The organism is Achromobacter sp. MFA1 R4, from assembly GCF_900156745.1.
GTDB lineage: Bacteria > Pseudomonadota > Gammaproteobacteria > Burkholderiales > Burkholderiaceae_B > Achromobacter.
Map to the genome: position 1 here is coordinate 4,561,814 of NZ_LT707065.1, position 15,199 is coordinate 4,577,012.

At 66.4% G+C, this 15,199-nt stretch carries 10 protein-coding genes; all 10 read left to right on the forward strand.

Translation table 11 applies throughout. From position 1 onward, the window contains the following. Positions 1-54 precede the first annotated feature (54 nt). The gene (gene clpA / locus BXA00_RS20920; protein ID WP_076522044.1) at positions 55-2,367 is read left to right on the forward strand and encodes an ATP-dependent Clp protease ATP-binding subunit ClpA; all 2,313 of its coding nucleotides are present in this window, start codon (positions 55-57) and stop codon (positions 2,365-2,367) included. Then, entirely contained in the window at positions 2,367-3,701 is a 1,335-nt protein-coding gene (locus tag BXA00_RS20925; protein ID WP_076520335.1) for a PqiA/YebS family transporter subunit, read from the forward strand. The genes clpA and BXA00_RS20925 overlap by 1 nt, the downstream gene beginning before the upstream one ends. Positions 3,702-3,748: 47 nt before the next feature. Then, positions 3,749-5,413, forward strand: coding sequence for an intermembrane transport protein PqiB (locus BXA00_RS20930; RefSeq protein ID WP_076520336.1), 1,665 nt, complete (start codon positions 3,749-3,751; stop codon positions 5,411-5,413). 6 nt (positions 5,414-5,419) lie between these two features. Beyond that, positions 5,420-6,115, forward strand: coding sequence for a PqiC family protein (locus BXA00_RS20935; protein WP_083714454.1), 696 nt, complete (start codon positions 5,420-5,422; stop codon positions 6,113-6,115). Between the two features lie 169 nt (positions 6,116-6,284). Beyond that, positions 6,285-10,106, forward strand: coding sequence for a trifunctional transcriptional regulator/proline dehydrogenase/L-glutamate gamma-semialdehyde dehydrogenase (putA, locus tag BXA00_RS20940; protein ID WP_076520338.1), 3,822 nt, complete (start codon positions 6,285-6,287; stop codon positions 10,104-10,106). Positions 10,107-10,349: 243 nt separating this feature from the next. Then, positions 10,350-11,495 (forward strand): branched-chain amino acid ABC transporter substrate-binding protein, encoded by a 1,146-nt coding sequence (locus tag BXA00_RS20945; RefSeq protein WP_076520339.1) that lies wholly within the window; start codon positions 10,350-10,352, stop codon positions 11,493-11,495. A 228-nt stretch (positions 11,496-11,723) separates the two neighbouring features. After that, complete coding sequence (locus BXA00_RS20950) at positions 11,724-12,575, forward strand: branched-chain amino acid ABC transporter permease (RefSeq protein WP_369825618.1); 852 nt, start codon at positions 11,724-11,726, stop codon at positions 12,573-12,575. After that, positions 12,572-13,660 carry an ABC transporter ATP-binding protein gene (locus BXA00_RS20955; protein WP_076520341.1) on the forward strand — a complete coding sequence of 363 codons (1,089 nt, stop codon included), beginning with the start codon at positions 12,572-12,574 and terminating at the stop codon, positions 13,658-13,660. Before BXA00_RS20950 ends, BXA00_RS20955 begins: the two co-directional genes overlap by 4 nt. Further along, a complete protein-coding gene (locus BXA00_RS20960; protein WP_076520342.1) occupies positions 13,657-14,460 on the forward strand; it encodes an ABC transporter ATP-binding protein in 804 nt (267 codons plus the stop codon). The genes BXA00_RS20955 and BXA00_RS20960 overlap by 4 nt, the downstream gene beginning before the upstream one ends. Then, positions 14,457-15,185 (forward strand): ABC transporter ATP-binding protein, encoded by a 729-nt coding sequence (locus BXA00_RS20965; RefSeq protein WP_076520343.1) that lies wholly within the window; start codon positions 14,457-14,459, stop codon positions 15,183-15,185. The genes BXA00_RS20960 and BXA00_RS20965 overlap by 4 nt, the downstream gene beginning before the upstream one ends. The last annotated feature ends 14 nt before the right edge of the window (positions 15,186-15,199 follow it).

Consider the following 15,199-nt stretch of genomic DNA (forward strand, 5'->3'; position numbering starts at 1 on the left):
CGGCATAGAATATGAATCGTGTATTAGCCCGCTTCGATGCGTTACGGAGGAAGCGTGATTTCTCAAGAGCTTGAAGTCAGCCTGCATATGGCTTTTGTCGAGGCCCGTTCGGCCCGGCACGAATTTATCACCGTCGAGCACCTGCTCTTGGCGTTGCTCGACAACGCTTCGGCGGTCGAGGTCCTGCGCGCATGCGCCGCCAACCTGGATGACCTGCGCCGCAACCTGCGCCAGTTCGTATCGGAAAACACGCCGGTGATCCCGAGCGGCGCCGAAGTCGACACGCAGCCGACGCTGGGTTTCCAGCGCGTGATCCAGCGCGCGATCATGCACGTTTCGGCGGGCGGCACGGGCAAGAAGCCCGTCACCGGCGCCAACGTGCTGGTCGCCATTTTCGGTGAAAAGGACTCGCATGCCGTGTACTACCTGCAGCAGCAGGGCGTCACGCGCCTGGACGTCGTCAATTTCCTGTCTCATGGCATCACCAAACAGCCGCAGGTGGAGTCCGCCGCCGTGCAGAAAGAGCAACAACCCAATGGCGAAGAGCAGGGCGATTCCCGTCAGTCGCCGCTGGACCAGTACGCCACCGACCTGAACGCCGCCGCCCTTGCCGGGCGCATCGATCCGCTGATCGGGCGCGAACACGAGGTCGAGCGCGTCATCCAGGTGTTGTGCCGCCGCCGCAAGAACAACCCGCTGCTGGTGGGCGAAGCGGGCGTGGGCAAGACCGCCATCGCCGAAGGCCTGGCCTGGCGCATCACGCGCGGCGAAGTGCCGGAAATCCTGCAGGCGGCCCAGGTCTATTCGCTGGACATGGGCGCGCTGCTCGCCGGCACCAAGTACCGCGGTGATTTCGAACAGCGCCTGAAGGGCGTGCTCAAGCAGATCCGCGGCAACCCCGATGCGATCCTGTTCATCGACGAAATCCATACGCTGATCGGCGCCGGTTCGGCATCCGGCGGCACGCTGGATGCGTCCAACCTGCTCAAACCGGCCCTGTCGTCGGGGCAGTTGAAGTGCATCGGCGCAACCACCTACACCGAATATCGCGGCGTCTTCGAAAAGGACCACGCGCTGTCGCGCCGGTTCCAGAAGATCGACGTGGCCGAGCCCAGCATCGAGCAGACCGTGCAGATCCTGCGCGGCCTGAAGAGCCGCTTCGAAGAGCACCACAGCGTGCGTTATTCGGCCGCGGCGCTGTCGGCGGCCGCCGAACTGTCGGCCCGCTTCATCAATGACCGCCACCTGCCGGACAAGGCCATCGACGTCATCGACGAGGCCGGTGCCGCGCAGCGCCTGCTGCCGCGTTCGCGCCAGAAGAAGGTCATCGGCAAGGTCGACATCGAGAACATCGTCTCCAAGATCGCGCGCATTCCGCCGCAGTCCGTCTCCAACGACGACCGCAGCAAGCTCGCCACGCTGGACCGCGACCTGAAGACCGTGGTGTTCGGCCAGGACGGCGCCATCGATGCGCTGGCCGCCGCCATCAAGATGGCGCGCTCCGGGCTGGGCAAGCCGGAAAAGCCGATCGGCGCCTTCCTGCTGTCCGGACCCACTGGGGTTGGCAAGACCGAAGTCGCGCGCCAACTGGCGTTCACGCTGGGCGTGGAGCTGCTGCGCTTTGACATGTCCGAATACATGGAGCGTCACGCGGTGTCGCGCCTGATCGGCGCGCCGCCGGGGTACGTGGGCTTCGACCAGGGCGGCCTGCTCACCGAAGCCATCACCAAGCAGCCGCATTGCGTGCTGCTGCTCGACGAAATCGAAAAGGCGCATCCGGATGTGTTCAACATCCTGCTGCAGGTCATGGACCACGGCACGCTGACCGACAACAACGGGCGCAAGGCAGACTTCCGCAACGTCATCCTCATCATGACGACCAACGCGGGCGCCGAGACCTTGAACCGTCCGTCCATCGGTTTTGCCAATTCGCGGATGGTGGGCGACGAAATGGCGGAAATCCGCCGCATGTTCACGCCCGAATTCCGCAATCGCCTGGACGCGATCATCCCCTTCGCCGCGCTGGACCACGAGGTCATCATGCGCGTGGTGGACAAGTTCCTCATGCAACTCGAAGACCAGTTGCACGAGCGCCGCGTGGAAGCCGTATTCACCACGCGCCTGCGTGAACACCTTGCCAAGGAGGGGTTCGATCCGCTCATGGGCGCGCGTCCCATGCAACGCCTTATCCAGGACACCATCCGCCGCGCGTTGGCCGACGAGCTGCTTTTCGGCAAGCTGGTCGATGGCGGCTCGGTCACGGTGGATCTGGACGAGTCGGGCAAGGTGACGCTGGATTTTGACGACAGCGGCAAGCCGCCTTCGTCGGACGCGCCGGACAAGCAGGAAGTCGAACTCGTCGACTGATGACCGCGGACCGCCAGCCGCTGATCGAGTGCGAGCACTGCGCCAGCATCTATCGCCGACATCAGCTTGAACCTGGCGAGACTGCCAATTGTGCCCGCTGCGGCGCCGTGCTCTGGCGCTACAGCGGGCTTACTTTGTCCAATTGGCTGGCGCTCGCCCTCACTGCCCTGATCGTCTTCGGGGTGGCCAACGCCTACCCGGTCGCCTCGATGTCCGTGCAGGGCATGGTCCAGCAGGCTTCCCTGCTGGACGCCATTTCCATTACCTGGCGCCAGGGCCATTGGGTGGTCGCCATCATGACCGGCCTGGCCGGTTTTGCGCTGCCGCTGCTGCAGCTCTCGGTGCTGCTGTGGGTGCTGGGGCCGTTGTCCCGGCACCGCGAGCCGGCAGGGTTCCATGGCGCCATGCGCCTCTTGGGCGCGCTGCGGCCGTGGTGCATGATCCCGGTGTTTCTGCTTGGCGTGCTGGTCGCGGTGGTCAAGCTGGCGGGCATGGCGGCGGTGTCGCCGGGTATCGGCCTGATTGCATTCGGCGTGCTGACCGTGCTGCTCACGATGCTGGGCCGGCTGTCGCCCCACGTGTTGTGGCGCTATGCCGAAGCCGTGCATGTGGTGCCGGTGCACGTGCCCGAAAGCAATCCTGACTCGGTATTGACCGGTTGCCACGTCTGCGGCCAGGTCCAGGCCCTGCCGCGCGACGCCGACCCGGAGGCGCACCATCACTGCGTGCGCTGCCACGCGGTGGTCCATTACCGCAAGCCCGATCACGTGGCGCGCACCTGGGCGCTGCTGCTCGCGGCCATCGTCTTCTACATCCCCGCCAATGTGCTGCCGGTCATGAAGGTCAATTCGCTGCTGGGCGACAGCGCGCACACCATCCTGGGCGGCGTCGTGGAGCTCTGGGAAATGGGCTCCTGGGACATCGCGCTGATCGTGTTCATCGCCAGCGTGGCGGTGCCGCTGACCAAGCTGCTCGCGCTCATCCTGCTGCTGCTGACCGAGCAATGGCGCAGCACGACCAATCTGCGGCCGCGCACGCGTTTGTATCAGATGGTGGAATTCATCGGCCAATGGTCGATGCTGGATGTATTTGTCGTTATATTGCTGGCGGCCCTGGCCGATTTCCAGGGACTGATGGAGATCAGCGCTGGCGCGGGCGCCGCCGCGTTCGGCGTGGTGGTCATCCTGACCATGTTGGCGGCCATGAGCTTTGACCTGCGCCGCAGCTGGGACCTGGAGGGGCAGGCCGAGATCATTGAATCAGCGCCGGTAGAGGCCCGGCACGCGCCGGCGTCCGTCGCCGGAAACCCCGTCCCCGGCAAGCAAGTGGGCTAGGAAAGGCCTTCAGCCGTAGTTTTCCGCTCAAAAAAAGGAAAGAGTAGATGTCCGAGCAAGCCCCCGGGTCCAGTGACGAGAAGTTCACGTCGCCCGCGATCTCGCGCAAGAAACAGGGCCGGATCTCCTGGATCTGGCTGGTGCCCGTGGTGGCCGCACTGATGGGCCTGTCGCTGGTCGTGCGTACCTGGATGCAGGCTGGCCCCGATATTTCCATCTCGTTCAACACCGCCGAGGGGCTGGAAGTCGGCAAGACCCAGTTGCGCTACAAGGACGTGACCATCGGCACGGTCAAGTCCATCGGATTCAACGCCGACCGCAGCAAGGTGGTCGTGCAGGCCGAACTGGCCAAGGAAGTCTCGGACCTCGCCCGGGAAGGCACCAATTTCTGGGTGGTGCGGCCGCGCCTGGACGTGAGTGGCGTATCCGGGCTGGGCACGCTGCTGTCGGGCGCCTACATCGGCGTGGATGCCGAAGAGGGCAAGAACGGCACCAACCGCGCTACCAAGCTGTCCTTCGAGGGCCTGGAAGTCCCGCCCGCCGTCACGCATGACCGCGCGGGCAAGCGCTTCATGCTCAAGGCGTCGGACCTGGGCTCGCTGGATATCGGATCGCCGGTGTACTTTCGCCGCATCAACGTGGGACGCGTGATCGGCTATGCCCTGGACGAGGACGGCAGCGCCGTAAGCGTCGAGGTTTTCGTGGACGCGCCCAACGACAAGTTCGTCACCAACGGTACGCGCTTCTGGAATGCCAGCGGCGTGGACTTCAGCGTCAACGCCGATGGCCTGAAGGTGCGCACGCAATCGCTCGTGTCCATGGCGGTGGGGGGCGTGGCCTTCGCGCCGGTGCAGACCGCGCGCGACGGGGCCGCGGCCGCGCCGGCCGACGCCGAATTCGACCTGTATCCCACAGAAGCGGCCGCCAAGGCCAATCCGGACGGCGAGGCCTTCCCGATCCGCATGCGCTTTGACCAGTCGATCCGTGGCCTGGCCGTCGGCGCGCCCGTTGATTTCAACGGCATCACGCTGGGCGATGTCACGCAGATCACGCTGGACTTCGATTCCGAGACCAAGCGCTTCTATTCGCTGGTGGACGCGACGCTGTATCCGGAACGCCTGGGCCGCGTCTACGAAGAAGTGCGCGAGCGCGCGCTCAAGGACGGCGACGTGGCGGGCGGCCGCCTGCTGGGCGTGATGATCAAGCACGGCTTGCGCGCGCAACTGCGCACGGCGAACCTGCTCACCGGCCAGTTGTATGTGGTGCTGGACAATGTGCCCAACGCCAAGCCGGTGGAGTTCGAAATGTCGACGCCCGCGATAATCCCGACGGTGCCGGGCAACCTGGATCAGCTCCAGCAGCAGGTCACCAACATCGTTGCGAAGATCGAAAAAATCCCGTTCGACAAGATCGGCGAGGACCTGCGCGCGACCTTGGCCAGCACGTCCAAGCTGATGAACCGCCTGGACAAGCAGGTGGCGCCGGAGGCGCAGAAGGCGCTCAAGCAGGCCAAGGATTCGATGGCCAACATCAATTCGCTGCTGGCCTCGGACGCCTCCTTGCCGGTCAACGCCGAAAAGGCGATGCAGGAACTGAGCCGCGCGGCACGGTCGTTGCGCGCGCTGGCCGACTTCCTGCAGTCCAACCCCGAAGCCCTGTTGCGCGGCAGGGGCGAAGATCCCATTCCGGGCGCCGGCCCAGTCAGGAACTAGATGCTCATGAATAGCCGACCCTCACACGTTGCGCTCCAGGCCCGGGACGGGCTTGCCTTGCGGCGTTCGCGCGCTGCGCTGGCCGTGCTGGCCCTGTCCGGTGCGCTGGCGGCGTGCGGCTCCTCGCCGCCCGTTCACTACTACACGTTGCAGACGCCCGCGGCGTCACAGCCAGGCGGCCCCGCCGCGGGCTCCGCCTCGTTCCTGCTCGAAGTGCAGCCCGTGTCCCTGTCCATGCAGGCCGACCAGCCGCAGCTCATGGTGCGCACCGGCGACGGAAGCATCTCGGCCCTGTATTCGGAGCGCTGGAGCTCGCCGCTGGGCGATGAGCTGCGCAACGCCTTGTCCGATGCGCTCAAGCGCGACCTCGGCGCGCTGGACGTCCAGATGGTCAAGCCCGGTCCCGGCGCTCCCATCTGGCGCGTGCAGACCGATGTGCAGCGCTTCGAGATGGTGTCGGGCAGCATGGCGCAACTGGACGCCACGTGGCGCGTGCGGCCCGTCAACGCCAAGGGGACTGGCGTGTTGTGCCGCAGCGTCGTCACCGAGACCGTGACGGACAGCGAAGTCCCCAGCCTGATCGCCGCGCAGCAGCGCGCGGTCGTCAGCCTGGCGGGCGTCATGGCCGATGCGATCCGGGGTCAGGCGCCCGCCGGTTCGGCCTCCGTCCAGATGATGGGGTGCTCCGCGCTCAAGGAATGACGTGCCCGCGGCGGCATAAGCTTGCGTTCTCAAGTGGTTAACTCAGGGGCAACCTAGGGTTAACCTTAATACAAACGCGGTTGCAACCTGTCTAGCATACGGTCCTACCCCTACTGGGTTTCGATCGAGCCCAGTTACACCTTTGCCATGCGACAGGAAGCAATCTCTTATGGCCAGCACGACCCTCGGCGTCAAAGTCGATGACGCACTCCGCGACCGCCTGAAAGCCGCCGCCCACAAGCTCAACTGCACGCCGCACTGGCTGCACAAGCAGGCGATTCTTTCCTATCTGGACAAGATCGAGCGCGGCCATCTTCCCGCGGAGATGTCCCACCTGGGCGCCGACTCCGCTGGCGACGAAGATCCCGCCGAACTCCATTCCGCGCCCACGCCGCCGTTCTACGAGTTTGGCCAGGACGTGCAGCCGCAGTCCGTGCTGCGCGCGGCCATCACGGCGGCCTACCGCCGCCCCGAGCCCGAATGCGTGCCGCTTCTGCTGGGCCAGGCCCGCGTGCCCAACCTGGAAAAGGTGCATGCCATGGCCGCCGGGCTGGTCAAGAAACTGCGCGGCAAGCGCACCGGCGGCGGGGTGGAAGGCCTGATCCAGGAATTCTCGTTGTCCAGCCAGGAAGGCGTGGCGCTGATGTGCCTGGCCGAAGCGCTGCTGCGCATTCCGGACCGCGCCACGCGCGACGCGCTGATCCGCGACAAGGTCGCCCGCGGCGACTGGAAGTCGCACATGGGCGGCTCGCAATCGCTGTTCGTCAACGCCGCCACCTGGGGGCTCATGATCACCGGCAAGCTGGTCGCCGTGAGCAGCGAGCAATCGCTGTCCAAGGCGCTGACGCGCCTGATCGGCAAGGGCGGCGAGCCGCTGGTGCGCAAGGGCGTGAACATGGCCATGCGCATGATGGGCGAGCAGTTCGTGTCGGGCCAGACCATCTCCGAGGCGCTGGCCAACAACCGCAAGATGGAATCGCGCGGTTTCCGCTATTCCTACGACATGCTCGGTGAAGCCGCCACCACGGCGCAGGACGCGGAACGCTACTACGCATCCTACGAGCAGGCCATCCACGCCATCGGCAAGGCCGCCGCGGGCCGCGGCATCTACGAAGGCCCCGGCATCTCGATCAAGCTGTCTGCCTTGCATCCCCGTTACTCGCGCGGCCAGCGCGAGCGCGTCATGGCCGAACTGCTGCCGCGCGTGAAGGCGCTGACCATCCTGGCGCGCAGCTACGACATCGGCCTGAACATCGACGCCGAAGAAGCCGACCGCCTGGAGATCTCGCTGGACCTGTTGGAAGCGCTGTGCTTTACGCCCGAGCTCGAGGGCTGGAGCGGCATCGGCTTCGTGATCCAGGCCTACCAGAAGCGCGCGCCGTTCGTCATCGACTACGTCATCGACCTGGCCCGCCGCAGCCGCCATCGCGTGATGGTGCGCCTGGTGAAGGGCGCCTACTGGGACAGCGAAATCAAGCGCGCGCAGGTCGACGGCCTGGAGGGCTATCCGGTCTACACCCGCAAGGTGTACACGGACGTGGCGTACCTGGCGTGCGCCCGCAAGCTGCTGGCCGCGCCGGAAGCCGTGTATCCGCAGTTCGCCACGCACAATGCCTACACCCTGGCGGCGATCTACCAGCTTGCCGGACAGAACTATTACCCCGGACAGTACGAGTTCCAGTGCCTGCACGGCATGGGTGAACCGCTGTACGAAGAAGTGGTGGGACCGCTGGCCCAGGGCAAGCTGAATCGTCCCTGCCGCATCTACGCCCCGGTCGGCACGCACGAAACGCTGCTGGCCTACCTAGTGCGCCGCCTGCTCGAAAACGGCGCCAATACGTCGTTCGTGAACCTGATCGGCGACGAAACCATCCCGGTCGAGACCCTGGTCGCCGATCCGGTGGAAGCCGCCTCGCGCATCGTGCCGCTGGGCGCGCCGCATGAGAAGATTCCGCTGCCGCGCGATCTTTACGGCAACCCGCAAGAGGGCGCCCGCGCCAATTCCGCGGGCCTGGACCTGAGCAACGAGCATCGCCTGGGTTCGCTGTCGGCCGCGCTGCTGGCCAGCGCCGGCACGCCGTGGCGCGCCGGCCCGATGTTGGGCGAAGAGGGCGAGCCCTGGGACGCCGCCCGCGCAATCGAGGTGCGCAATCCCGCCAATCTGCGTGACGTGGTGGGCCATGTCATCGAGGCCCAGTCTTCGGACGTGGATCTCGCGCTGCGCGCGGCCGCCAATACCGCGCCGATCTGGCAGTCCACGCCGGTGGCCGAGCGGGCGCAATGCCTGCGCCGCGCCGCGCAACTGCTGGAAGAGCAGATGCAGACCCTGCTGGGCCTGATCGTTCGCGAAGCCGGCAAGTCGCTGCCCAACGCGATCGCCGAAGTGCGCGAGGCCGTGGACTTCCTGCGTTACTACGCCGACCAGGCCGAGCAGGAATTCAGCAACGACACGCATCGCCCGCTGGGCACGGTGCTGTGCATCAGCCCGTGGAACTTCCCGCTGGCCATCTTTACCGGTCAGGTCGCCGCGGCGCTGGCAGCGGGCAATACGGTGCTGGCCAAGCCGGCCGAGCAGACGCCGCTGATCGCGGCGCAGGCCGTGGCCGTCCTGCGCGCGGCGGGCGTGCCCGCCGGCGCCGTGCAGTTGCTGCCGGGCCGCGGCGAGACCATCGGCGCGCAACTGGTTGCCAACGCCGGCGTGCGCGGCGTGATGTTTACCGGGTCCACCGACGTGGCCCGCATCATCGCGCGCACCCTGGCCGACCGCCTGGACGACAACGGCCACACCATTCCGCTGATCGCGGAAACGGGCGGCCAGAACGCGATGGTGGTGGACTCGTCGGCGCTGTCCGAGCAGGTCGTGTTCGACGTGCTCAGTTCCGCGTTCGATTCGGCCGGCCAGCGCTGCTCGGCACTGCGCGTCCTGTGCGTGCAGGAAGACAATGCGGACCACGTGCTGACGATGCTGCGCGGCGCGATGCGCGAACTGGCCGTGGGCAACCCCGACCGCCTGTCGGTGGACGTCGGCCCGGTCATCGACACCGAAGCGCGCAACGGCATCCAGCGCCACATCGAATCCATGCGCACCGCCGGCCACCGCATCGATCAGGTCGAACTGAACGGCGAATGCCGCCACGGCACCTTCGTGCCGCCGACCATCATCGAGATCGACCACATCAGCGAACTGACGCGCGAAGTCTTCGGGCCGGTGTTGCACGTGGTGCGCTACAAGCGCGACGAACTGGACGCCTTGCTCGATGCGATCAACGGCACGGGTTACGGGCTGACCTTCGGCGTGCATACCCGTATCGATGAAACCATCGCCCACGTGACCGGCCAGGTCCACGCCGGCAACGTTTACGTCAACCGCAACATCGTGGGCGCCGTGGTGGGCGTGCAGCCCTTCGGCGGCGAATGCCTGTCGGGCACCGGTCCCAAGGCGGGCGGTCCGCTGTACATGTACCGCCTGCTGGGCACGCGCCCCGCGGGTCTGCCGCCGGCCCTGGACGCCGCGGCGCCGCTGCCGCAGCGGATCGCGCTGCCCGGTCCCACGGGTGAGACCAATACGTACCTGGTCGAGCCGCGCGGCGCGGTCTATTGCGTGGCGGCCACCGAGGCCGGTGCGCGCGCGCAATGGTCGGCGGCCCGCCTGACGGGCAACCATGCCTGGTTCGCGGACACGCCTGCGGCGCAGGCGCTGCTGGCCACGCTGGACGCCGAGCAGCAGGGCCAGGCGGGCATCCTGGCGGACACCGACGTCGACGATGCGGATTACCAGGCCGTGCTGTTCGAAGGCGACGGCGACGCGCTGAAGGCGCTGAACCAACGCATCGCGCAGCGCCCGGGCGCCATCCTGGCGGTGCATGGCCTGACCTCGGACGCCTTGGCGGCAGGGGCCAGCTATGTCCCCGAGCGCCTGTTGACCGAGCGTTCGATCAGCGTGAACACCGCGGCGGCGGGCGGCAACGCCAGCCTCATGACCATCGGTTGAGCGCGGCCAAGGGGTAACCCTTGGCCACCCAAGGGTTATCTCCAATATCGGGCTAGGTTGCACTGGAACGAAAATCCGGTCGCACCTCTGGCCTGGCTGCCGCAATCCGGCATCCAGGCACTGCAGAAAATGCATGCGCGGGACCCGGCGATCACCGGGCCCGCGGTAGTGAAAAAACCAAAACCCCTGGCTAAAAGCTCAGGTATAACAGGCCTTAGGTCCGACATTCCGGAGGATACCCCCATGAAGTTCCGCACCACTTTGAAGCTTCTTGCCGCCAGCATCGCCGCCGCTGGCATGACCGCGGCCGCGCACGCCGCCGACGTCAAATTCGGCTTTGCAGCCCCGCTCACCGGTCCGCAATCGCATTACGGCGAAGACATGCAGAACGGGCTGAACCTGGCCCTGGAAGAAGCCAACAAAAAGGGCATCAAGGTCGACGGAGAGACGGCCAAGTTCGTGCTCGTGTCGCGCGACGACCAGGCCGACCCGCGCGTGGGCGTGCAGGTGGCGCAGCAGCTCGTCGACCAGGAAGTCGTGGGCATCCTGGGGCACTTCAACTCGGGCACCACCATTCCCGCGTCGCGCGTCTACCACGAAGCCGGCCTGCCGCAGATCGCCATGGCGACGTCGCCCGAATACACCAAGCAGGGTTACGAAACCACGTTCCGCATGATGACCAGCGACACCCAGCAGGGCGCCGCGGTCGGCAAGTTCATCGTGCAGAACCTGAAGGCCAAGAAGGTCGCGATCATCGACGATCGCACCGCCTACGGCCAGGGCCTGGCGGACGAAGTCGAAAAGGCGGTCAAGGCCGCCGGCGGCCAGGTCGTGCGCCGCGAATACACCACCGACAAGGCCAATGACTTCACGGCCATCCTGACCAACATCAAGGGTTCCGCGCCCGACGCCATTTTCTACGGCGGCCTGGACGCGCAGTCGGGCCCGATGAAGCGCCAGTTGGCCACGCTGGGCCTGAAGGCGCCGCTGGTGTCGGGCGAAATGACGCGCAGCGACACCTTCATCAAGCTGGCGGGCGATGCCGCCGACGGCACCTACGCCTCGCTGGCCGGCGTGCCGCTGGACAAGATGGCCGCGGGCAAGGACTTCGAGCAGAAGTACCAGGCGCGCTTCAAGAAGGCGCCCGGCGTGTACGCGCCCTACGCCTACGACGGCGCCTGGAACATGATCACCGCCATCGAGCAGGCGGGTTCCGCCGACCCCGAAAAATACCTGCCCAAGCTGGCCAAGCTGAACCGCAAGGGCGCGACCAGCGAGCACATTTCTTACGACGACAAGGGCGACCTGAAGGAAATCTCGGTCACCATCTACGAAGTCAAGAACGGCAAGTGGGAGATGGTTGAGACGATGGTCAGCCAGGCTAATTAAGCCGGCTTGAACGAGGGCGGACGCTGGCTGCGCCACGGTCCGCCCGCTTCTTCCCGCAGGCGCCGTCCGGCGCTGCGGCGCGCGTTGCGCGGCCAGGCCTTTGCGCCCTGGTTGCCGCCCGCGATTTTCCAGGCTTATTCAGCGGCCCCTATGGATATCTTCATTCAACAACTGATTAACGGCGTCACGCTCGGCAGCGTGTACGCCCTGGTCGCCCTTGGCTACACCATGGTGTACGGCATCATCGGGCTGATCAACTTCGCGCATGGCGACGTCGTCATGATCGGCGCGATGGCGGCCACGACGGTCGCCATTTCGCTGGTGGGCGGCGACCCCGGCGCCTCCGCCTTCGTGGTGCTCGGCGTGGGCCTGCTCGTCTCCGTGCCGCTGTGCATGGCGGTGGGCTGGACGGCCGAGCGTGTGGCCTACCGGCCGCTGCGCCGCGCGCCGCGTCTCGCGGCGCTGATCACGGCCATTGGCGTGTCCATCATCCTGCAGAACCTCGCGATGATGGGCTGGGGGCGCAACTACCTGAACTTCCCGCAGGTGCTGTCGCCGCAGGTGTTTGAGTTTGCCGGCGCGCGCATGAGCACGCTGCAGATCGCCATCGTGGTGATCGCCGCCCTCATCATGGGCGGGCTGCTGGCCGTCGTGCACAAGACCCGCCTGGGCACCGCGATGCGCGCCACGGCGCAGAACCGCGAGGTGGCGGGCCTGATGGGCGTGAACATCAACACGGTGATTTCCGCGGCCTTCCTGATCGGATCGGCGCTGGCCGCCGTGGCGGGCATGATGGTCGCCACGTATTACGGCGTGTCGCAATACACGATGGGCTTCATGCTGGGCCTGAAGGCGTTCACTGCCGCGGTGCTGGGCGGCATCGGCAATCTGGTCGGCGCGATGGCGGGCGGCCTGCTGCTGGGCATCATCGAATCGCTGGGCGCGGGCTACATCGGAGACCTGACGGGCGGCTTCCTGGGCAGCCATTACCAGGACGTGTTTGCGTTCTTCGTGCTGGTGCTGGTGCTGATCTTCCGTCCCTCGGGCCTGCTGGGCGAACGCGTGGGGGATCGCGCATGAACACGCACCTGAAAAACAGCGGGTTCTCGACTCGCAACCTGATCGGCATCGCCCTCATCGGCATCGTGCTGGCGGTGCTGCCCTTCGTGATCGGCATGGCCGGGCAGAGCTGGGTCCGCATCCTGAACTTCGCGTTGCTCTACGTCATGCTGTCGCTGGGCCTGAACATCGTGGTGGGCTTTGCGGGCCTGCTCGACCTGGGCTATATCGCTTTCTATGCGGTGGGCGCCTACACGTGGGCGCTGCTGGCGTCGCCGCATTTCGGCCTGCACCTGCCGTTCTGGGCCATCCTGCCGATCGCGCTGGCGGTGGCGTGCCTGTTCGGCGTGCTGCTGGGGGCGCCGACACTCAAGCTGCGAGGCGACTACCTGGCGATCGTGACGTTGGGGTTTGGCGAGATCATCCGCATCTTCCTGAACAACCTGAACGCGCCCATCAACATCACCAACGGGCCGCAGGGCATCAACCGCATCGATACGTTCAAGGTGGGCGAGTTTGCGTTTGGACGCACGCAGAGCCTGCTGGGCATCCGCTTCACCGGGCCCGAGAAGTACTACTACCTGCTGCTCGCGTTGACGCTGATCATCATCGTGGTGTGCGTGCGCCTGCAGAACTCGCGCATCGGCCGCGCCTGGGAGGCCATCCGCGAGGATGAGATCGCCGCCAAGGCGATGGGCATCAACACCCGCAACATCAAGCTGCTGGCTTTTGCGATGGGCGCGTCCTTCGGCGGCGTGGCGGGCGCGTTGTTCGCGTCGATGCAGGGCTTCGTCAGTCCCGAAAGCTTCTCGCTCATGGAATCCATTTCGATCCTGTGCATGGTGGTGCTGGGCGGCATGGGCCACATTCCGGGCGTCATCCTGGGCGCGCTGATCCTGGCCGCGCTGCCGGAATTCCTGCGCGCGGTGGTCGAACCCGTCCAGCACATGGTGTTCGGCGAAGTGGTGCTGGATCCGGAAGGCATCCGCATGCTGCTCTTCGGCCTGGCCATGGTGTGCGTCATGCTGTTCCGCCCGGCCGGCCTGTGGCCGTCGGCGGTGCGCAAGCGCGAACTTGCCACCAAGACCCAAGGAGGCGCGGCATGAGCAAACTGCTGCAAGCCCAGGGCCTGGGCAAGCGCTTCGGCGGCCTGCAGGCCTTGTCGGACGTCAGTTTCGACATCGAGCAGGGCGAAATCTACGGGCTCATCGGTCCGAACGGCGCGGGCAAGACCACGTTGTTCAACGTGCTGACGGGTCTGTACATCCCCGAAGAGGGCACCTGCACCTTCAATGGCGAGTCCATGACGGGCAAAAAGCCGCACGAGGTGGCGTATGCGGGCCTGGCGCGCACCTTCCAGAACATCCGCCTCTTCGCCAACCTGAGCGCGATCGAGAACGTGATGATCGGCCGCCACTTGCGCACCCGCGCGGGTGTGCTGGGCGCGGTGCTGCGCACCCGCGCCACGCGCGCCGAAGAGGCCGCCATCGAGGCGCGCGCGCAGGAACTGCTGGACTACGTCGGCATCGGGCACCGCGCCAATGACGTGGCGCGCTCGTTGCCCTACGGGGACCAACGGCGCCTGGAGATCGCGCGCGCGCTGGCGACGGATCCCAAGCTGCTGGCGCTGGACGAACCCGCCGCGGGCATGAACGCATCGGAAACGGTGGTGCTGCGCAAGTTGGTCGAGAAGATCCGCGCGGACGGCGTGACCGTGCTGCTGATCGAACACGACATGAAGCTCGTCATGGGCCTGTGCGATCGCGTGCTGGTGCTGGAATACGGCAAGGTCCTGGCGATGGGCAAGCCCGCCCAGGTGCAGCGCGACCCCAAGGTCATTGAAGCGTATCTGGGCGCCGGGGCCGCCCAGGATCCGAACATCCACAAAGAGGGCCAGGCAACATGACGGCATCCCAACCCCTACTGGAGCTGCGGGGCCTGCAGGTGTCCTATGGCGGCATCCGCGCGGTGCGCGGCATCGACCTGTGCGTGGACGAAGGCGAACTGGTCTGCCTGATCGGCGCCAACGGCGCCGGCAAGAGCACGACGCTGCGCGCCATCTGCGGCCTGGTGCCGCTGGCCGGCGGCGAGATCGTCTACGCCGGGCAGTCCATTGGCGGACAGAAGTCGCACGAGCTGGTCCGCAAGGGTCTGGTCATGGTGCCCGAGGGCCGCGGCATCTTCGGACAGCTCACCATCGAGGAAAACCTCGCCATGGGCGGCTATGTCCGCCGCGATGCGGCGCAGATCCGCCAGGACACCGATCGCGTCTTCACGCTGTTCCCCCGCCTGGCCGAGCGGCGCAGGCAGGCCGCGGGCACCCTGTCCGGCGGCGAGCAGCAGATGGTGGCCATGGGCCGCGCCATGATCGCGCGTCCGAAACTGCTGCTGCTGGACGAGCCGTCGATGGGGCTCGCGCCCCTGATGGTGGAAAAGGTGTTCGACGTGGTGCGCACCATCGCCAGCGAAGGCGTGACGATCCTGCTGATCGAGCAGAATGCGCGGCTGGCGCTGGAGAACAGCCACCGCGGCTACGTGATGGAGTCGGGCGAGATCACCCTGTCCGGTCCCGCGCGCGACATGCTGCACGATCCCAAGGTGCGCGCGGCGTACCTGGGCGAAGTCGAGTGACCCCGGGCGGCGCG